Origin of the sequence: Grimontia celer, from assembly GCF_900055185.1 — a bacterium.
In the GTDB taxonomy this organism is placed as follows: Bacteria; Pseudomonadota; Gammaproteobacteria; order Enterobacterales; family Vibrionaceae; genus Enterovibrio; species Enterovibrio celer.
This window is the reverse complement of sequence record NZ_FIZX01000002.1, coordinates 1,108,527-1,129,377: the sequence shown is the minus strand read 5'-3', so window position 1 is coordinate 1,129,377 and position 20,851 is coordinate 1,108,527. Positions and strand designations below refer to the sequence as shown.

At 46.3% G+C, this 20,851-nt stretch carries 17 protein-coding genes; 9 read left to right on the top strand and 8 right to left on the bottom strand.

The genetic code is table 11. The features are described from left to right. The first annotated feature begins 60 nt into the window (after positions 1-60). The 3 genes from GCE9029_RS15300 to GCE9029_RS15290 all read left to right on the top strand — a co-directional run bounded on the left by GCE9029_RS15300 (position 61) and on the right by GCE9029_RS15290 (position 4,621). On the top strand, positions 61-1,530 hold the full coding sequence (locus GCE9029_RS15300; RefSeq protein ID WP_062665700.1) for a cobyric acid synthase: 1,470 nt from the start codon (positions 61-63) through the stop codon (positions 1,528-1,530). 173 nt (positions 1,531-1,703) lie between these two features. Beyond that, on the top strand, positions 1,704-2,768 hold the full coding sequence (gene aroG, locus GCE9029_RS15295) for a 3-deoxy-7-phosphoheptulonate synthase AroG (protein ID WP_062664438.1): 1,065 nt from the start codon (positions 1,704-1,706) through the stop codon (positions 2,766-2,768). Between the two features lie 401 nt (positions 2,769-3,169). Beyond that, positions 3,170-4,621 (top strand): MFS transporter, encoded by a 1,452-nt coding sequence (locus tag GCE9029_RS15290; protein ID WP_062664437.1) that lies wholly within the window; start codon positions 3,170-3,172, stop codon positions 4,619-4,621. Positions 4,622-4,684: 63 nt separating this feature from the next. On the opposite strand, the gene GCE9029_RS15285 is transcribed toward GCE9029_RS15290, so the two are convergent. The 5 genes from GCE9029_RS15285 to folM form a co-directional block, all read right to left on the bottom strand. Beyond that, positions 4,685-5,833, bottom strand: a complete 1,149-nt coding sequence (locus GCE9029_RS15285; RefSeq protein WP_062664436.1) for an amidohydrolase — start codon at positions 5,831-5,833, stop codon at positions 4,685-4,687. Positions 5,834-6,016: 183 nt separating this feature from the next. Then, positions 6,017-6,586 carry a YceI family protein gene (locus GCE9029_RS15280; protein ID WP_062664434.1) on the bottom strand — a complete coding sequence of 190 codons (570 nt, stop codon included), beginning with the start codon at positions 6,584-6,586 and terminating at the stop codon, positions 6,017-6,019. Then, positions 6,583-7,122: a cytochrome b gene (locus GCE9029_RS15275; RefSeq protein ID WP_062664432.1), complete on the bottom strand. Its 540-nt coding sequence runs from the start codon at positions 7,120-7,122 to the stop codon at positions 6,583-6,585. The genes GCE9029_RS15280 and GCE9029_RS15275 overlap by 4 nt, the downstream gene beginning before the upstream one ends. A gap of 123 nt (positions 7,123-7,245) precedes the next feature. Further along, positions 7,246-7,608 (bottom strand): dihydroneopterin triphosphate 2'-epimerase, encoded by a 363-nt coding sequence (gene folX / locus GCE9029_RS15270; protein ID WP_062664429.1) that lies wholly within the window; start codon positions 7,606-7,608, stop codon positions 7,246-7,248. A 17-nt stretch (positions 7,609-7,625) separates the two neighbouring features. Beyond that, positions 7,626-8,339 (bottom strand): dihydromonapterin reductase, encoded by a 714-nt coding sequence (gene folM / locus GCE9029_RS15265; RefSeq protein ID WP_062664427.1) that lies wholly within the window; start codon positions 8,337-8,339, stop codon positions 7,626-7,628. Positions 8,340-8,477: 138 nt separating this feature from the next. Between folM and GCE9029_RS15260 the strand changes: the two genes are divergently transcribed. Further along, a complete protein-coding gene (locus tag GCE9029_RS15260; RefSeq protein WP_062664425.1) occupies positions 8,478-9,182 on the top strand; it encodes an SDR family NAD(P)-dependent oxidoreductase in 705 nt (234 codons plus the stop codon). On the opposite strand, the gene GCE9029_RS15255 is transcribed toward GCE9029_RS15260, so the two are convergent. Further along, positions 9,183-9,725, bottom strand: coding sequence for a C40 family peptidase (locus GCE9029_RS15255; protein ID WP_231870114.1), 543 nt, complete (start codon positions 9,723-9,725; stop codon positions 9,183-9,185). A gap of 148 nt (positions 9,726-9,873) precedes the next feature. Next, the gene (locus tag GCE9029_RS15250) at positions 9,874-10,740 is read right to left on the bottom strand and encodes a LysR substrate-binding domain-containing protein (RefSeq protein WP_062664420.1); all 867 of its coding nucleotides are present in this window, start codon (positions 10,738-10,740) and stop codon (positions 9,874-9,876) included. 116 nt (positions 10,741-10,856) lie between these two features. Here GCE9029_RS15250 and GCE9029_RS15245 point away from each other — a divergent pair, with 116 nt between their 5' ends. Continuing rightward, on the top strand, positions 10,857-11,102 hold the full coding sequence (locus GCE9029_RS15245; protein WP_062664418.1) for a DUF1127 domain-containing protein: 246 nt from the start codon (positions 10,857-10,859) through the stop codon (positions 11,100-11,102). Positions 11,103-11,864: 762 nt separating this feature from the next. Here the strand turns inward: GCE9029_RS15245 and GCE9029_RS15240 are convergent. Continuing rightward, on the bottom strand, positions 11,865-13,862 hold the full coding sequence (locus GCE9029_RS15240) for an exoribonuclease II (protein WP_062664416.1): 1,998 nt from the start codon (positions 13,860-13,862) through the stop codon (positions 11,865-11,867). A 237-nt stretch (positions 13,863-14,099) separates the two neighbouring features. On the opposite strand from GCE9029_RS15240, the gene GCE9029_RS15235 reads away from it, so the two are divergent. The 4 genes from GCE9029_RS15235 to GCE9029_RS15220 all read left to right on the top strand — a co-directional run bounded on the left by GCE9029_RS15235 (position 14,100) and on the right by GCE9029_RS15220 (position 20,764). Next, positions 14,100-15,764, top strand: a complete 1,665-nt coding sequence (locus tag GCE9029_RS15235) for a GGDEF domain-containing protein (RefSeq protein WP_062664414.1) — start codon at positions 14,100-14,102, stop codon at positions 15,762-15,764. A gap of 303 nt (positions 15,765-16,067) precedes the next feature. Further along, positions 16,068-17,939, top strand: coding sequence for a DEAD/DEAH box helicase (locus tag GCE9029_RS15230; RefSeq protein ID WP_062664412.1), 1,872 nt, complete (start codon positions 16,068-16,070; stop codon positions 17,937-17,939). A 363-nt stretch (positions 17,940-18,302) separates the two neighbouring features. Then, positions 18,303-18,968 (top strand): cupin domain-containing protein, encoded by a 666-nt coding sequence (locus GCE9029_RS15225; protein WP_062664410.1) that lies wholly within the window; start codon positions 18,303-18,305, stop codon positions 18,966-18,968. Positions 18,969-19,177: 209 nt separating this feature from the next. After that, positions 19,178-20,764 (top strand): sensor domain-containing diguanylate cyclase, encoded by a 1,587-nt coding sequence (locus tag GCE9029_RS15220; RefSeq protein WP_197475367.1) that lies wholly within the window; start codon positions 19,178-19,180, stop codon positions 20,762-20,764. The last annotated feature ends 87 nt before the right edge of the window (positions 20,765-20,851 follow it).

Below are 20,851 nucleotides of genomic sequence, written 5' to 3'. Positions count from 1 at the left end.
TGCAATGACTATGATATCTTTGCCTTTCATATCACAGTTTCATACCGTTCGGATTCATCCATGCTATCTACCTCTAAAGCCCTTATGGTTCAGGGCACAACATCTGACGCAGGTAAAAGCGTTATTGTTGCTGGTCTCTGCCGCGTTCTCTCTCGCCAGGGTGTAAAAGTGGCTCCATTTAAACCCCAGAACATGGCACTTAACAGCGCTGTGACTCAGGATGGCGGCGAGATTGGCCGCGCTCAGGCCTTTCAAGCGTTCGCCTGTGGAATCGAACCGACAGTGCACATGAATCCTATTTTGCTAAAACCAAGCGCGGACAGCGCTGCTCAGGTGATTGTGCAAGGAAAAGCGGTCGATGCCATGAATACCATTGGCTTCCAATCCTATAAAGCGTTTGCCATGACGCCAGTGTTGGAGTCTTTTGAGAAACTGACCACTGAATACGACTGTGTACTCATCGAAGGGGCGGGGAGTCCTGCAGAGGTTAATCTGCGCGAGAATGACATTGCCAATATGGGGTTTGCGGAAGAGGCGGACGTTCCGGTGATCATAGTTGCAGATATAGACCGGGGCGGTGTATTTGCTCATTTGGTTGGCACCTTGGATTGCCTTTCACAATCAGAACGGGATCGTGTCGTCGGCTTTGTCATTAACCGTTTTCGAGGCGATGTCAGTCTTCTCGAGCCTGGCCTTGATTGGCTTGAAGAGAAAACAGGCAAGCCCGTGCTTGGCGTCGTCCCTTATCTTCAAGGGCTGATGCTTGATGCGGAGGACGCTATCGACACTAAACAGGAAAACATTGATTTAGGTAAAACTGTCCTGAATGTTGCTGTTCCCGTTCTGCCGCGCATTAGCAATCACACTGACTTCGATGCATTAAGAGCTCATCCACAGGTTAACTTGCAATATGTGGCGCCAGGAAAACCAATTCCTTCTTGTGATTTGATTGTCGTGCCGGGCAGTAAAAGTGTGATTTCAGACTTAACCAGCCTCAGAGAGTTTGGCTGGGATAAACAAATTCAAAAGCACCTGAGATATGGCGGCAAAGTCGTCGGTATTTGTGGTGGTTACCAGATGTTAGGAAAGCACATTTCAGACCCATCGGGGCTGGAAGGCCCCCAGTTGGAAGTAGAAGGACTTGGTTATCTTGATGCAGTGACTGTGATTGAGAAAGAAAAGGTACTTACCCAAAAGTTGGGAGAACTTCACCTCAATGGAAAGGTGAGTCAGGTCACGGGCTATGAGATCCATATGGGAGTGACCGCATCAAAAGGTGTGACCCCAGTCATCTGTGAAGAGGGTGATGATGGTTTGATCAACTCGGATAACAATATCTTTGGGACATATTGGCATGGGTTGTTCGATCAACCAGAGGCACTCAAACTTATTCTTGAATGGGCTGGGCTGTATGACGCTAAAGGTATTGATTTATTGAAAGAAAAACAACGCAGTCTAGACGTGCTGGCGGACACGCTTGAAGAGTATTTGGATTTGGATCTCCTGTTCCCAAACCCTGCTGAAAACTAGTTGCTAGCACGTATGTGTTGATAGTCAATATTTAAGTGGCATAAAAAGTTTATCAAAAGCGTAAAAATAGGTTTGCACTCTTATTGGATTGGCGATAAGTTAACTAAAAATAAGTAGGGAATACGCACTCCATCAAAGATGGTGGGTGTGAAGAATGTAGCAAGGGTGAATGAATGAGCTTCCATCAAACAGACGATGTCCGAATCAGTAAAATCAAAGAACTTCTGCCGCCAGTAGCGGTACTGGAAAAATTTCCTGCGACTGAAAATGCGTCTGAAACAGTATTTAACGCTCGTCAGGCAATCCATAAAATTCTGAACGACAAGGATGATCGTCTTCTCGTTATCATCGGCCCTTGTTCGATTCATGATCCAGAAGCAGCCGTTGAGTACGGTAAGAAGCTAAAGGTTATTCGTGACCAACTGAGCGATAGATTGGAAATCGTTATGCGCGTTTATTTCGAGAAGCCGCGTACAACAGTCGGCTGGAAAGGTCTTATCAATGACCCGTACTTGGACAACAGCTTTAAGTTGAACGATGGTCTGCGTATCGGACGTAAGTTGCTGTTGGATATTACTGACATGGGTCTTCCAACTGCAGGTGAGTTTCTCGATATGATCACGCCACAGTACATGGGCGACCTTATTAGCTGGGGTGCCATTGGTGCACGTACCACTGAATCTCAGGTTCACCGTGAGCTGGCATCTGGTCTGTCTTGCCCGGTAGGCTTCAAAAACGGCACCGATGGGAACATAAAGATTGCGACTGATGCCATTCGTTCAGCAGAATCTCCTCACCACTTCCTGTCTGTGACTAAATTTGGTCACTCAGCGATTGTGGAGACCGCAGGGAACGAAGATTGCCATATTATTCTCCGTGGTGGCAAAGAACCAAACTACTCTGCCGAACACGTTGCAGCAATCACTGAACAACTGGATTCCGCTAAGTTGCGCAACAAGCTGATGATCGACTTCAGCCATGCGAATAGCAGCAAGCAATACAAGCGACAGCTAGTTGTTGGTGAAGACGTAGCAAGCCAAGTCGCTGGTGGTAACGATGCGATCTTTGGCGTGATGATTGAAAGCCACCTTGTAGCAGGACGTCAGGATCTGGTTGATGGCCAAGCACCTACTTATGGCCAAAGCATCACTGATGCATGTATAGGCTGGGACGACACCGAGAAAGTGTTAAATATTCTGGCAGATGCTGTTCAAGAGCGTAGAGCTGCCAAGAAGTAAGCTTAGCTAACTTCATCAAACCTTGAACCGCCGAAGTCTTGTGACTTCGGCGGTTTTTTATTTGTCTTTTTGTTTACTCTATTCAAGTGACTTCAAAGCCTGGTGAGGCTATCTTTGGTCTTTATTGTGAGACCTGTTACTTGGTTTTACATAAAAAATCGCTTGCTAACGACGGAACAGAAAAATAGCGCGATGAGCCATAAATTCAGCACATAATCGTGCAATCAAACTGTAATTAAACGCCTTTCCAACAGCATTTCTCACTGCCACTATTTGCAACCAAAGAAAGCGCTTTCAAAATGTGGTTTTAGAGATATATATCGTATGCGAGCGATTTGCTGAGTTTTAGCTTAGCTAGGTAGTATTCGAGAACGGCATTTACATACGGTTAACATTTCGACATGTCACAACAAATAGAAAACACAGCAGGTGAACTTCACGACGCAAGGGAGAGCGTTCCAGTCCTTCAGAAAGGAGCTTATGGCGCAGGTACACTGACGCTTAACCTTCTTCCGGGGGCGTTAGGGGTATTCTCTTTCTTCCTTATTACCGCCTTCGGCATGGACCCTTTTCTGGCAGGTTTGCTAGGTGGTCTTCCACGATTGTTTGATGCGATCACTGACCCCATCATGGGCTTTATCACTGATAACACTAAATCACGCTGGGGTAGACGACGTCCTTACATTGTCGTTGGTGCGATCTTGAGTGGCGTGTTCTTTGCCATGCTTTGGCAGCTGGACCCTGAAGCATCACAAGAGTACAACTTCTGGTATTTCCTCATTTTCTCTTTGATCTTCACTATCGGTAACACCATGTTTGCAACACCGTTTGTTGGTCTGGGTTATGAAATGACCTCTGATTACAACGAACGTACGCGTTTGATGGCATTTGCAAATACCATGGGTCAGGTGGCTTGGATGATCGTACCTTGGTTCTGGGTACTTATCGCCGACCCTGATTTGTTCAGTAGCCAGGCAGAAGGCGTGCAGCAATTGTCGCTGTTTGTCGCAGGTGCTTGTATCACTCTGGGTATTCTTCCTGGTCTGTTCTGTAAAGGTATTGATGCTTCAGACATGGGTAACCGCGCTGAAATCTCGTTCAAGACGATTTTCTCTAACTTGAAGGAAGTCTTTAAAGGCATTAAGCAAGTTTTCAAAAACAAACCTTTCGTCCGTCTTTGTGGTGCAACTTTCTTGGTCTTTAATGGCTTTCAGCTTGTTGCGTCATTCAGCTTCTTCATCATCGTGTTCCACATGTTTGGTGGTGATTATGGTGCAACAGGTACGTGGCCTGCATGGTTCTCTACGGTCAGCGCGATTGTTACCGCGTTTGTTGTAATCCCTGTAATTACCTGGATGGCAAACAAATGGGGTAAGCGCAACGCATTTATTATCTCCACTGCTATTTCAATTGTTGGCTATGGCCTGAAATGGTGGGGCTTCGACCCAAGCAATCCTTGGATGATCTTTATGCCAATCCCACTGATGTCTTTCGGTATCGGCGGTCTGTTTACTCTGATGATGAGCATGACAGCTGACGTCTGTGATATGGATGAGTTGGACAACGGTATGCCACGTAAAGAGGGCACATTTGGAGCGATTTATTGGCTTATGGTGAAAATTGGCCAAGCGCTGGCGCTCATCCTTGGTGGTTTAGTGCTTAAAGTGGTTGGTTTTGATCCAGGTGCTGGTGCACAGTCTGTTGAAACCATCACGAACCTTCGTTTGGCAGATATCATCATCCCTGCGTCTACTGCGCTCTTGGCCATTCTTGTCATGTGGAAATATGACCTGAGTGAAGAGAAAGCGCGTGCAATCAAGCAAAAACTGATTGAGTTGCGTGGCGAGCTATAAACACAAAAGTACTGATTGAAAAAGCGAGGCTCCGGCCTCGCTTTTTTGTTATGAATCTACCGATCAAATCGCTTGGATAAAGTCCTGCGCTTTCAGTCCGTTCATATCTCGGATGATTTGTTCGAAGATTTTGCTGGAAACGTCAATCAACGCATCCGGGAAGTCATAGTGAGGGTCGTGCAGAGGAGGATGCTCCACACCACTACCGAGCCCAAAGAACGCCGATGGCCAGGTTCGGGAATATTCAGAAAAGTCTTCAGACCAGCGCATGGGTTTATCGAGGACATTGTAATCAAACCCTAGCTCCTTACTGGCTTGCTTCAACAGCATATTTGCTTCACTGTGATTAATGGTGGCATTGAACTTATCAAACCACTCGATAGTTATATCTAGCCGATCTCTTTCTGCATAGCGTCCCGCAATGTTTTCCACCTCACAACACAGGGCTTCAAAGCACTTGTTGCTATCACTTCTCAGTGTGGCCATTAAAGTCGCTTCTGCTGGGGTTGTACCAAAAGCAGGCTGTCCCAAACTCACATGAACGATGGTAGCTAGTGAAAAACTGCCGGACGCTTTTTGGGGTAATTGTTCAATGTCGAGCATCAGTTCTCTTAGCGCCTGAGTGGGGTTCAATGCGGTTTCAGGATAAGCTGCGTGAGCCGTTTTCCCTGTCAGCGTGATTGAGACACCGGCAGAAGCACAGGCAAATGTGTTTTCACGATATAGTATTTGCCCAAGTGGGTGCCCCGGCACATTGTGATAACCAAATGCGTAATCGATTTTGCCTTTGGACCAACTCTGATCATCTAACATTGCTCGAGCACCCTGACCATTTTCCTCTGATGGTTGGAAAATCAGGGTAACTTTTCCCCGCTGGAGAGAGGACATCGATAAACGGTAGGCCAACGCCATTAGACTTGCGGAGTGACCATCGTGCCCACAGGCGTGCATGATGCCTTGAGTACAAGAACAATGAGTATGAGAAGCGGCTTCATCAATAGGAAGTGCATCGGTATCAGCTCGAAATAACAGGTGAGGACCAGCTACGCCACTCTCAATCGTAAGTACTATCCCATAACCACCGATATTCACCTGGGGATCGTAGCCAAAACTTCGCAAAGTATCGGCAATTAGCTTTGCGGTATTTTCTTCGAAACCAGAGAGCTCAGGTGCTTTATGTAGTTGGTGTCTAAACAGGATAGGGTTGAACATGATTCCCCCAAACAACCGGAAATAAGCTCCACACTCTACGCGTTGAAGCACGCTATTTATGTGATCAAAGTCAGATCTGTAAGGGGATGGTGATCAGAGTTGTTATTCGTTCTGTTTGTGCTTAATGGGCAAAAAAATGGCAGGTAAAAACCTGCCATTTTCAGTAGGTAATGTTGCCTGAAATTACTTGCGGATACCTTCCACATGCAGCTCAAGATCAACATAGCTTGAAGGACCCATCACAGCGATGTCGTAGTCTTTAAGCTCCAAACGTGTAGTACCTTCGAAACCTGCACGGTAACCGCCCCATGGGTCACTGCCTGCGCCAATAAAGTTTGCAGCGATAGAGATAGGGTTGGTTTTACCATGCAGAGTTAGATCACCATTAATTGTGATTGAACCTTCGCCATTGTCTTCTACAGATGTACTCTTAAATGTCGCGGTAGAAAACTTTGAAGCATTGATGAAATCACCAGAACGAAGGTGTTTGTCGCGCTCAGCATGGTTTGAATCCAGGCTAGTCGTGTCAATGTTTACAACGACGGTTGATGCAGCAAGGTTTGCTGGGTCGTAAGAGAATTCACCGTCAAAGTTGTTGAATCGGCCTTTGATGAAGCTGTATCCAAGGTGCGGAACTTTGAAGTTAATAGACGCGTGAGCACCACTGGTGTCGATCACGTAATCGTCCGCAGTAGCCATTGTTGGCAGCATGGTTGCCGCAGCGAATCCTAGAGCAACAAGTGTCTTTTTCATAGCGATTTGTCTCCAATCATTTTCCGTAATGTATTGTCTTTATCTATAAAGTGGTGCTTTAACGCCGCCGCCGCATGAAGAATAGCAAGGCCTATCAATGTGAAGGCTGCGTAGTAGTGAATCGCGCCTGCAATATCCGACTGGTTAGGGAATAGTTCGCCAAGGGCGGGTACTTCAAACCAATCAAATACTTCGATAGGCCGACCATCAGACGTGGAGATCAGATAGCCAGACGCGAAAATGACGAACAGCAAAACGTAGATAAAATGGTGAGCCGCATGAGCCGCAGTGCGTTCTAAGCGATTTCCCTCAATGTCCGGCGTACCTTTTACAGTTCGCCAAACCAATCTGAATACAGTCAATGAAGCGAGAAGAACACCGATTGACTTGTGCCAGTAGGGGGCGGTTTTGTACCAACTGCTGTAGTAGGTCAGATCAACCATCCATAGGCCAACCGCAAACAGGCCAATAACGACCAAAGCTGTCAGCCAATGGATAGCGCGTAGAATCGCATTGTATTGCGTGGGTTGTTCCATCTTCCGTTTGTGTCCAATGTAGTAAGTTAATGAGAATTATAATCATCATTAAATGTAGGTGAACCGGATACAACTGAACGACTTATTCGAAAATCTTGATGGAACTCTTAAAATTAGGGTGAATTACTCTTCTTGCTGCCAACTCAAGCTTAGTGAGACTGAATCGGCAAAACGCAGAGCGTGAGGCTTGTCGATGGTCACATTGGCATAGGTCACCCAGTGGTGAGAACGTGAAATATCCAATACGCTGGAAACCAATTTTTCTAACAACAGGAATCGACCGTTTTCGACATGATCAATGATCGACTTGGTGATCACTTTGTAATTCAAAGCCTCTTCAACATTGTCGTTCATGCATGCCTTGTCGCCCGGGTAGTGTATTTCAATGTTAAGGACGACATCCTGCTTCTTCTGTTGTTCTTCGGGGTTGAATCCGATGTAAGTACGCAGGCGAAGATTTGTAATTTTGATAATGGCATTTTGCATAGCGCAGCCTCCGTTATTTATTTGAGTGCCCGACCGCCATCCAAATTGATGCTTTGGCCGGTCATATAATTGCTGTTCATGATGAATTCCACGGCGTTGACGACTTCTTGCTCGCCGGGAGCTATAGCCATAAGTGACTTGGACAGCGCTTTCTTTTTGTAAGCCTCGTCATCCCCTTCATTAAACATGATAAGTGCTGGTGCAATGCTGTTGACTTTAACGCCAGGGGCCAACTTCTGGGCAAACGAGAGAGTCATGTTGTCCAATGCGGCTTTACTGGCTGAGTAAGCAATATGCTTCTCGCTGCCTTTTCGTACCACATAGTCAGTGAAGTGGATAATGTCTGAACCTGCCGGTGAATCAGATGTCATGAATGGCGAAAGAGCTAGATTGAGCAGGTAGGGTGTTTTTACATGTATTTGCAGCATGTCATTTAACAACGCCGCATAGTCATCAGTCTTGCTTTCCGCATTCCAATCAGACGCGTTGTGGATCAGCGCCCGTATCTCAACATTCAGCTCAGCGATCTCCCGGGCAAACTGATGGATTGCACCATCAGAAGAGAAGTCAGCTTGGATACAGGTTATACCCAACTCTCTTAACGCGGTGACCCCTGGCTTCTCTGAGCGATAAGACGTGATCACACGATAACCTTTTGAGCGAAAGTGGCTAGCAAGCGCGAATCCAATTCTTTGCCCTGCACCAGTGATCACAATTGTTTCTTCAGTCATATATTTCTAGCTCTAGGGCTTGTTAACGTTTGATGTGCGGTTCCCAATACGGACACGGTTCAAAAAAGATCAGAATTGGGAAATGATAATTTTAAAATCAGTGAGTTAGATTCTAGCAGAACAGTGAGAGAGGGAAGGATGCAAAAGAGCGTATTGGTGGCTGGCTCACATGGAACGATTGGGAAAGCCGTTTGTGAACGATTGAAACTGGCAGGATACGATACGCTGACAATCAGTCGCGCTCAGGAAACGTCACTCAGTCACCTCAACATTGCCATGACAGAGCCAGAAAGTGTTGCAGCGATGTCGAATTGGTTAAGTGAGCGAATGGAAAATCTTGTTGGTGTGATTCATTGCGCAGGCTTCCTTCATGAGGGTGACAAAGGACCAGAGAAGAACCTTAAGCAACTCAATGCTGACTGGTTACATCAATCAATACAAGTGAACACAATAAGTCATGTCCATCTGGCTCAGGCTTTGGATAGTTTAATTCGACGACGTTCTGAGTTGCGTTGGTTGTCGCTTAGCGCCAAGGTGGGCAGCATTGAAGATAACGGTTTAGGTGGGTGGTATAGCTACCGAATGTCTAAAGCGGCATTGAACATGTTTATAAAAAACTTATCTATTGAATGGGGAAGACGCGCATCAGGCACTTCTGTGATCGCCATGCACCCTGGAACGACACCAAGTGCACTCTCAGAGCCTTTCACCCGGAACTGGCCGAAAGACAAGCTCTACAGTCCGCAATTAACGGCAGAGCGAATTGTTTCTGTATTTGAAAGTATGTCTGCTGAAGGCACTGGAAAACTCTATCATCACGATGGAAGCGTTATTCCCTGGTAGTTATTGCAAAGGGTAGCGGCGAACATCAATAACTCTTTTTGACCAGTAAGGATTGTCGACGCTGGAAATAGTGACTCCTTTAGACGATGATGCATGCATGAATTCTTTCTCACCGATATAAATGCCAACATGGTATCGACTGGAACCGGTTTTAAAGAAAATCAGGTCACCGTGTCCTGCATTGGCGAGTGTGATTTTGTCTCCCACCTTAATTTGTTGTCTCGTCGTTCTGGGAAGTGAATGTTCATATACAGCTAAAAATGCTTGTTGGGTAAATGCTGAGCAATCAATACCGCGTTTAGAGGCACCGCCGTAGCGGTATGGTGTGCCTTTCCATTCTTCAAAGTAAGCAAATAGCGCATGGATCTTTGACGACTCAAATGAAGAACCGGAAGGAGCGAGCGTTCCAGGGCGGTTTGTTTCGTAATGCGATGAAAAATTGGAGTCGTCACTATCATGTGTCGGCGATTCACAACCAATCAATAAAAGGCTGGAAAAAAGGCCAGTAATGAGAATCCAATTTCTCGGCATTGTCACTTCCATCGATTTGTGGGTTCTGAACCAAACAGAGTATCTGTGTAATTTTCATTACTACTCGATGATGCATGATATCTAATGAGTTTATTGACAGAAAAATAACCGCGCAATGACGAAAGGCCTGCGGTGTCACAGAATTCTCAAGTCTGGAACTTTATGCAGCGGTTTGGTTCCTGCGTACATACCACTCGGTAATGTAATCCGCTAACGCAAGCACTGCAGGTTCGTTGGCTCCGGGCTTGATGGCCAAACCATTCGCAATGGCGGTTTCGAGAGAATTGCAGTTTATCCGTTCGAGTAAATCCATTTTGTCTGTGACTGAACATGCAGCGATAAGGGAAACAGCCATACCAGATTCAATGGCTGCATTCAGACCGTGGAAGTCAGCGGCAGTGAGCACAACTTGGTGCGAGACATTTGCGCGGTTTAGTAGCTCTAGCGCCAAGCGTCCCCAACGACAATCACTCTCAATCGCAACGGGAAGAGGCTTGTCTTTGCAGTAGCTGACATGACGGGATTTTGCCCACACGAGTCGTTCAGTTGAAAGCTGTGTGACAGGGTAACTTTCATCGTGAATATTGACTAAAGCCATATCCAGTCGACCATCCTGGACTTGCTTTAAAAGTCGCTGACTACTGTTGCTTTGCACAGACAATTGAAGGTTGGGATAACGCTCTGTAAAGCCGTTCAGCACGCGGCGGAAAATGAGATTAACGTAATCATCGCAAACCCCAAATTTAACCATGCCATTCATATCTGGACTGTGAAAATGAGAAATGGCCTGATCGTTCAGATTGAGCATTTGCCTAGCGTAGCTAACCAAGGTTAAACCGTGAGAGGTTAAGACATGTCGTCTTCCTTGCTTCTGGAATATCGCGACTCCAGCCAATTCTTCCAATTTCTTCATTTGCATGCTGACGGCTGATTGCGTTCTGTGAACGCTATCAGCAGCAGCGGCGAAGTTTCCGCAATCAGCAATCGCGACTAAAGTGCGGAGTTGGTCGATGTCGAAGTTTGTCATTACTTCAGCTCCCTTGAAGTATTAAGCAAAAAATATTGGCTTTTCTTAATAATTAAATTGATTAAATATTGAGCTGTCAAGAAGGAAAACAAAAACGACGTCAGGGGAGAGTAGGTATGGTAGTTAAAACGAGCGACAACGATTTAATCAATGAAGACAGGCAAGGTTTAAGCAAAGTTGCGTATAGAGGTGGTTTGTTAGCCAAGTTGGTACATGCTGTGTGGCACTTCAACCGAAAGTACTATTTGATTCAAGATTTATCCAAAAACTTAGATGATCAGCGTTTTCTACAAGATGTTGGTTTGACGAGAGCGCAGGTAGAAAAAGAAATTAAAAAGCTTCGCCGCAGTAAACCTTTTTAAGAATCGAGTCCTTGGATACTTCCGCATATCCAGCCGCACGCCAATCTGGTGCTGCGGTATTTTTTTATCTAAACCTTGGATGATTGGAAGACTCCGTCAACTGGATGTTGGGTAATGAGTCGGCCTCTTTTTATTTGCACCGTTAATACAAATGCAAAAATCACATGCTGAAATTTGCATCGTAAAACGTGACTGCATAGCAAAAAAGCAGACAAAAAACTGTCCTGAAAATTTGGCATGCCTGAATGGCACTTACTACACTTGTAGTAACCCAATGAATGTGAAATGGTTTTTGCCTTGACCGTCGATGTGGTTTTTGACAAATGCTTTACAAGTGCGACTCGGATATGTGATTATAGTCACCATTGAGGTCGAGTTTGCCCGACTGTTTGGGTTGGAATTGCGACGCGATACAAATTAATGAGCGATAGAACACTAAGCATTATCTTTGTCGTTCAGTTGCGTTTAAGCATCACTTGGTAGAATTTTTCTCATAACAATAAGGTTTGCTGAAGAGCAAGCTATTGGACACAAACAGTCATCGGGAATTGGTTTGGCCGCCGACAACCCAATGATTGGTCCAACTTTGGCGTTACTGCATAGCTGGACTTTACATTCGCTTGCTGCGTGAAAAGTCAAAAAGTAACCTATACCCGGCTTCCATGGACCGGGTTTTTTATTGCCTGACGCAAAAGCAAGAGATCCAAATTAGACATAAAAAAAGCCAGACATCAGTCTGGCTTTTTCACTGAGCGTAGCGACTTACTCGCTTTTCTCTACCGCTTCTTCCGTTTTCTCTGCAATCACTGCAAACTCGCGGGTTGGCTTACCAACAATTGAGCGTGTAGGCTCTTTGACTTCAGCAAGAACGACTTCGATGGTATCGCCCAACTGGAACTCTTTGACGCCATCAACAGAGATAGTGCCCATATCACCATTACATTCAATGCGCTTCTTGTTATCGACAATTAGCGGTGCAGGAATAAATGCCATCGCACCGTTTTCCAACAAACGTACACGCATACCTGCACGGTTGATGTCGAAGATTTCTGCTGTAAAGGTGGATTTCTCAGCGACGCTATCTTTCAACAGTCGAACATATAACCAGTCAGCCACATCACGTTCAGCCATACGATGATGTCGACGATGAAGAGCTAGCTCCTCACCAATCATCTCGTCAGGCGTAGTCGCAGCATTTTCACCACGGATAATCGCTTTCAACAGACGGTGGTTTACCATGTCGCCATATTTACGGATTGGTGATGTCCAGGTCGCGTAAACATCAAGACCCATTGCGAAGTGAGGCGCAGGGGCATTACCAATCTCGCTATAAGATTGGTACTTGCGAATACGGTTATCCAGATAAGTTGTTTCCTGCTCGTTCAACCAACGACGCAGAGCACTGAAACCTTCGATAGTTTCAAGCTGGTCAGCTGAAACGTTGCCACCGTTGCTGTTGATGAGTTCAACCGCATCAGCCATCTTCTCTGGAGAGAAACCCGCGTGGGTGTTGAATACACCAAAGCCAAAGTGTTCGCGAAGCGCACGACCAGCACAAATGTTTGCGGTGATCATCGCTTCTTCAACCATGCGATTTGCGATACGGCGAGGGTCAACATGGATGGCAACAACATCGTTGTCTTCGCTCAGTTCAAAGCGGTAGTCTGGGCGATCAGGAAAGGTCACTGCATTGGTTTCACGCCAGGTCATACGGGCTTTTGCGAGTGCATGTAGCGCATTAACCTGTTCTGAAATGATGTCAGTTGGCTGCCATTTGTCACATGATCCCGTTTCCAGCAAATCGGACACATTATCGTAAGCCAGACGGCCCTGAGACTTGATGGTTGCGGAGAAGAATTGTGCATCTTCAACGATAGTGCCGTCAGCCAATACCGTTACGCGGCAACACAGCGCTGGACGAACTTCTTCTTCACGCAGTGAACACAGATCGTCACTCAGTTGGCGCGGCAACATTGGAATGTTTCGACCCGGTAGGTAGATAGTAAAACCGCGTTCACGGGCTTCTTTATCTAGATCGGTGCCTTGTGCTACATAAGCTGTTGGGTCAGCAATGGCGATAGTCAGAGTAAAGGTGCCGTCTTCGTTCGCTACTGTGTGCAACGCGTCATCCATGTCTTTTGTGGATTCGCTGTCGATAGTAATAAACGGAAGGTGAGTCAGGTCTTCTCGAACCAATGACTCGTCCAGCATTTCCCAGTTATCTTGTGGCGCTGGCTCTTGATTTGGCAAGTTATGCTTTGCCAGCGTTACCCACCAAGGAGCAATCTTGTCATCTGACTCAGTGATTTTTTCACTGATTTCACAGAAGAAGTTGTTGTCGCCTTTCAAAGGGTGTTGGATAAGGGTAGCTACAACCCAATCGCCTTCAGACAATGCATCACGGCTAAGGCCTTTCTTCGTCTTCGCGCGGATTGCATCTTTGAGTTGAGGGCTGTCCGGTACGACATTCAGCTTGTCGCGAATCATTTTCACCCGGCCAATGAAGCGTTCAACCGATTGTTCAATCAGTTCGTCTGGCTCTGCCACTTCTTTTTCTTTTTCAGTGCGGATAAGCGCGACGACTTTGTCACCGTGCATGACTTTTTTCATGTAAGCAGGTGGGATGAAATAGCTGGTTTTGTTGTCTACTTCGAGAAAACCGAAACCTCGTTCGGTTGCTTTGATAGAGCCTTCCTTCTTTGGAATGGTCTCTTTAATTTGCTGCTTTAGCTGTGCAAGTAATGGATTGTCTTGAAACATTAGCCTGGTCTCAGATTGTGAACCGCCACACTATACGGATTCACTAGCTCAAAACCAAGTCATCACTCATTAAACCTGTGTGACGATATCTTCTGCGACGCATCGCAAACTGAGAGCTAAGTCAGCGAAATGAAATAACAAACTCAATTTCACTCGCAAACTTGATGTAACGGAGAGGCCAAATTCGACATTGATGACAAAATAATCGTTCGTTAAAAGGGAGTTACGGTTTGGCGTATGGAAAGTGCTGAAGTTCAGGTGAGAGGCACAGCCGAAGATGTCTGCAGCGCACTGGATAAATGGTGTGAGGACATCTTCAGTCGGTTGGTTTGTCGTAATGGGATTAGTAATATCGCGCTTTTTGTATGGGTTGATGATGACCTAAGGCTTGCAGCCAGCCAGACACAGGACGTATTCAACTTCTATCCTGCTTTTAAACCCTGTGAAGAATACAGTGGTTACTACATTGATTGGGAATCTCTCGCTAACAAGCATAGGCATCAGTTCTCATTTATTTCCGAGTTGCCTTTTAATGGTGGCTGGCAGCAAGACGATCAACTTTGGGAGCATGCTGTCATTCCTCTATATAAAAGAGAGGAGAGATTGGGCTATTTGCTGGTGGAGTCTGTCACTCAAACCCGCGAACGAGCGTTTTCACCGGTTGATTTCACTTGGCTACTGGAAAACGCTGACACACATCTTAAGTGCAAGATCCTTGCTCACAGGCTAAACCAACAGAATGTCTATCGTCGCAAGAGTGAATTAGACCTCGCTCTGGATAATCACACACTCGCATCCCAACTCACTTACTTAAAGAATCTTCACGAGATTTCACTTCGATTTACTAAAGCGACAACCATCCACTCGCTATGTCGGATAGCGGTTGAACTCGGAAGAGACAAGCTTCAGGTAGATAGGATGGGCATTTTCCTGTGCGACATGGAATCTCACAAAATGTGGGGGACTTGGGGTACTGACCCACAAGGCAATGTTGTTGACCGTTCTGAATTTTGTCAGGAAATGCCAAAAACCCTTTTTATGGAAGAGGCGTTCACTAAGAAGAATGAGCTCATCGTGAAAGAAAACGTCCCTCTATATTTCGGCAAAGAGCAGGTGGGCATTGGCTGGAATATCATGATGGCGATGTGGAATGGTGATGAATGCATCGGCTGGTTGGCTGGTGACAACCTTCTCTATGGTACACCACTTGATGAACCTAAAAAGGAAGCACTAAAACTGCTTGCTGCTTCGGTTTGCCAAAAGATTGTCAAAGTGAGAGAGACAGAAGCATCTAACGTGCGGTTTGATGAACTCATATCAGTGAACAGTAAAAGGGAATCGGAATTAAAAGCGTTAAAACATAAACTCTTTGCTAAGAAGCGGAACGAACGTTGGATGAACCTTTGTGATGCTGATACGGGCTTGCCAAATGAGCAGGCTTTGCAAATGGCATTGCCCGGCCTCTTTAAGCAGGCGAGAAAAGAGAAACAGCGCGTTGCTGCAATTTCCATCGACATAGATTGTTTCGACGGGTATAGAAAGTTCTATGGTGAATCGGCAGCGACAAACTTGGTAAAAAAGGTGGCTGACGTTCTTGAAAGGCAAGCCGGAACATTGCTTCCTGGCATCCTTAGCTACCAATCATCAGGTACGTTTTCTCTTCTTCTATTACATGACGATGATTTGATGCTGCGGGAAGTGGCTGAAAATATGGTGCATGCCGTTTACCATCTCAATATTCCTAACAAGAATTCGTCAGGTTACCAGCGAGTAACATTGAGTCTGGGAATGACGCTAACGTCTATTTCACTATTTACTCAGAAACTGAAAATTATGAAACAGGCAGAAAAGCTGAAGACGACGGCGGTAAAACTAGGTCAAAACCGCGTTTGCCTCGACTAAGAAATCATACGCCTAGGGAAATGGTTGTCTGAAATAACAGCAAATTGCTACGGAAATAAGCTTTTGCAGTCAAAAAGCCATCAGTCGTAGAAAGAATTGTGAACTTGTTCAATTTTTTCTGGCTTTTTTTGGTCTAGTGGCGCAGAATGCACGCCTTATTTGTCGAGGCCCGTAGCGTTAGATACTGTTACAGAGAGTAGGTTGTCACCGTGTTTTGTTTGAGTGACCCTGTATCAGTGAAAAATAACAGTGCGAAACCGCTAGCAGGGGCCCCGTTACTTTTGTCTATATATTGGGATCCCAATGCAAGATACTGTTACTGAATTTCGCCAGTTAGATCTGGCTGAAAACATTCTTTCTGCTCTTGACGCAATCGGCTTTGTAGCGCCGACTCCTATCCAGGCAGCTTCGATTCCTCTTCTGCTTACCGGTGTTGATGCACTGGGTAAAGCACAAACCGGTACTGGTAAAACAGCAGCATTTTCTCTGCCACTGTTGAACAAACTGGATCTGAAACAACACAAACCACAAGCTATCGTTATGGCTCCAACTCGCGAGCTGGCTATCCAGGTTGCAGCTGAAGTTAAGCAACTGGGTCAAAATATCAATGGCCTGAAAGTGCTTGAGATCTACGGTGGTGCTTCAATCGTTGATCAAATGCGCGCGCTGCGCAGTGGTGCTCATATTGTTGTTGGTACCCCTGGCCGTGTTAAAGACCTGATTAATCGTGAACGTCTGCAACTGGACGAAGTTCATACCTTCGTTCTGGACGAAGCTGACGAAATGCTAAAAATGGGCTTCGTTGACGACGTAACCTGGATCATGGAACAAGCGCCAGCATCAGCGCAACGCGTGCTATTCTCTGCAACCATGCCTCCAATGGTTAAAGAAATCGTTGACCGCTTCCTGCGCGAACCAGCTCGTATCGACGTAGCTGGCAGCAACCGTACTGTTGAGAAAGTTGAACAGCAGTTCTGGGTTGTTAAAGGTGTTGAGAAAGACGAAGCAATGTCTCGTCTGCTTGAAACTGAAGAAACTGATGCGTCTATCGTATTCGTTCGCACCCGTCAGGACACCGAGCGTCTGGCTGATTGGCTGAGCGCGCGTGGTTTTAAAGCTGCAGCACTGCACGGTGATATTCCACAGTCGCTTCGTGAGCGTACTGTTGACCATATCAAACGTGGTGTTATCGACATTCTGGTAGCGACTGACGTAGTTGCTCGTGGTCTTGATGTGCCACGCATTACTCACGTATTTAACTACGACATTCCGTTCGATGTTGAGTCATACATCCACCGTATCGGTCGTACCGGTCGTGCGGGACGTGCGGGTAAAGCAATCCTGCTGGTTCGCACTAACCAAATTCGTATGCTGCGCACTATCGAGCGCGTGACTTCTACTCGCATGGAAGAAGTTCAACTTCCACTGCGCGATAAAGTTGCTGAGGCACGTTTGACTCGTCTGGCTGCTGATCTGGCAGAGCAGAAAGAGTCTGATAGCCTGGAAGCATTTGTTGGCCTGATCGAGAAACTGCAAGAGCAAATCGAAGTTGATACTGCAACGTTGGCAGCTATGCTGCTTCAGCGTCAGCAAGGCAAACGTCCATTGTTCTACAACGGTCCAGATCCAATGATCGCCGCTATGGAACGAGACAGCCGCCGCCGTGAATCACGTCGTGATGACCGTGGCCCACGTGATCGTTCAGATCGTGGCGAGCGTCGCAGCTACAATGCAGCAGACTGGGACACTTACCAGCTACAAGTTGGTCGTGATCAGGGTGTTCAGGTGAAAGACATCGTTGGCGCTATCGCAAACGAGCTGGGTCTTGAGAAGCAATTCATCGGTTCAATCAAGCTGGCTACAGGCCATACTTACGTTCAGCTGCCGAAGAAGATGCCTAAAGAAATCCTGGGTCAACTGAAGCAACTGCGTATCCGCCAGAAAGCGACTGACGCTCAACTGGTTGAAGGTCACGTAGACATGTCTCCACCACGTCGTCGCAATGGCGGTGACCGCAACGGTGGTGATCGTGGTCAACGTCGCTTTGATGACCGTGGTCCTCGCGGTGGTAACCGTGGCGAAGGTCGTGGTGACAAAGGCGGTCGTCGTTTCGACCGTGACCGTGGCGGCGACAAGCGTTCGTTCCGTGGTGAGCGTCGTCACGCAGACGCATAATTAATCCGCGTCACTGTAAAAATCCAAAAGCCCGCTTAAAGCGGGCTTTTTTGCGTTTATAGTTTCCGAGACATCTAGCGTCATTTCAGGCTTATGGGTGTGAAGAATCGATTACATATGTATTTGCTAAAGTAATGGACGATGTTCCAATGATTGGGACTAGGCTGTTTATTTTGCGCTGCTATATTCTTGAAACAGCAAGCCGAAACTGGGCGTTATTCGTATTACCCATACAGTCGATTTTGTTTAGATTGGGTGGGGATATACCCAAGTCGCCTCAAATTGCTCTGACGAGCAATATCCTTCGTCGACAAGGATGAGGTTGTTTGGGTATATGTTGTTTCCCTGTTTGAGGACTGTTTTATGCTGAACATGCAGTTTGATGAGCGGGTGATTATTAACACCAGCGATATGGATTGGCAATCTTCCCCGGTAGAGGGCGTTTATCGCAAGCCTCTCTCTCGGGAAGAAGCCGAGCGAGGTCACGCCACCAGCATTGTAAAGTACTCTCCCAAATCTTCCTTTCGCCATCATGAACATCCTCTAGGTGAAGAGATCCTCGTGCTTGATGGCGTGTTGTCTGACGAAACCGGTGATTACCCAGCAGGTACTTATCTAAGAAACCCTCCCGGTTTCTCACACACCCCTTATAGTGACGTTGGTTGCACTTTGTTAGTCAAGCTTCATCAATTCTCTGCGAATGATCATCACAAAGTGTGTATCAACACCTTGGATGAAGAAGGCTGGATTGAGGGGCAGGGGCGGCTGCTGATGAGGCCTCTGCACGAATTCAATGGTGAGCAGGTAGCCATGATCAAATGGCCAGCGGGACAACACTTCTTCAGTATTTCGCATTTCTGCGGTGAAGAGGTGTATGTCATCCAAGGGGAATATCGGGATGAATATGGAAAATATGGGCCCGGAACCTGGATTAGAAATCCACACATGTTCGAGTACAACCCTTATGCAGAAGAAGACACCCTTCTTTGGGTGAAAGTTGGGCATCTTCCATACCCAGGGCTGGGCTAGAAAAGCGGATGTACAGATTATCCAACTACCGATGAGAGGATTGCATATTTTATTGATTCGAGCGTAAAAGTGAGACAAATGTCAATCCACTTTATCGCTAGTATGTTGGTTGAGTGTAAGGCTCGAATGTTCGAGCTTTTTCTTGAAAATGCCTCAGTGGCGACAGGACATGACGAACCCGGATGTTTCAGACTCACAGCCCTCCTCAGATGCAGTTTTTTGAACTTGCACCTGTACCCATGGTTCTATTGAATGAGCTCGGCGAGATCATTCAAAGCAACCGTGAGTGTCAACAGCTGTTCCACGTTCAGCCCGATGAGACGAACATCGATGGCTATTTGACTGCGAGCGCCTGGAATGAAGCAGTACGATATTTCCAGGTTGTTTCTAACTCCTCCCAGTACGAACCGTTTACGAAATTAGTTCGGCTCGCGCGCAGCAAAGACATTTACGTGCTGAAAGTGAATTTGGTTAACACTGTTCCTACGAACACCTTTATTGCTGCACTGACTCTTTACCAGCAGGACGATGAGTTAAATGAAGCCCTGCAGGAAAGGCTACCAATGGGTATGGTGCGTGTCGATACAGAAGGGCGGTTTATCAGCGTCAATCCCGCGTATCAGACATTGCTTGGATATAACGATGATGACTTGTTGCAGCTCACTGAGTTTGATTTAACTTACCACTCTGATGCAAATAGCGAGAAGCCGCTGCGCGAAAACATCACCTTAGGCTCTGGCAACCAGTATCGAGTCGACAAACGCTACATCCACAAAAATGGTCACCAAATTTGGGTTCGTACATTTGTCTCCTCCATTGTGTGTAAGTACACCAACCAACAACAATTCTTGATTGCGGTATTGGATATTCATGAAGAGAAACAGCTTCAGGACACCATCGCCACGTCAGAAAGGCGTTTTCGGGCCATCGCCGAGAACGTTAGTTCGGTTGTTTGGATCTCCGCAGCTGATCCTTTGCGTTTGTTTTACGTGAACAAATGCTACGACACCATTTGGGAAGAAAAAGTGGAAACGCTCTACAGCGACCCACACGCTTTTCTCGCTAGAATCCACCCGGCAGAACGCGAAGTAGCGGAAAATACGCGTTTTTCATCATCCACTAATTCTTGGAATATCAACTATCGATTGCTTTTCGAAGATGGAAGAGTGAAGCACATTCGCGATAGCGGTAATTGTGTTTTCGATGGTAACGGTGAGCTGATTTATCGTGTAGGCACGCTGACCGACATCACTGCTGAAATCGATCAACGCGATACAGTGGTTGTGATGGCAAAGAAACTTCGTGAGCTTGTGGAGTATGACTCTCTTACGGGGATTAAATCACGACATGCGATCATGACTGACATTCAGGAAGCCTATCAGGAATATGATCGGATAAGTGATCCCTCGGTGCTGGTATACATAGATGCGGACGGGTTTAAAAACATCAATGACTCTTACGGCCATGACGTAGGTGACGAAGTATTGAAAGCCATTGCTGGCCATCTTACTTCTAATATTCGCGATTCTGATGTTGCGGGCCGTATCGGCGGCGATGAATTTGTTGTGCTGTTAAGGCATACCGCAAAGGCTGAGATTCCGCATATCCTCGAGCGCTTGAAATGCGATATTGAATGTGAAGGCTTGCCGGAAGGTATCAATGTCTCTATCAGTCTTGGTGCTATTGAACTGTCAGAGAACGTTGTTTCGGCAGAACAATGGCTTAGCGAAGCAGATAAAACGATGTACCAACACAAGCGTGCTCGCAAGAAAAATCGTCTCAGTCGAAAGCATTAGATAACGCTGTTATGCGTTTATTCCCCGGTTTTCCTGTGTAAATTGGTGAATGTCGCTCAACATCTCTCAATTCTAGCCACCTAACGT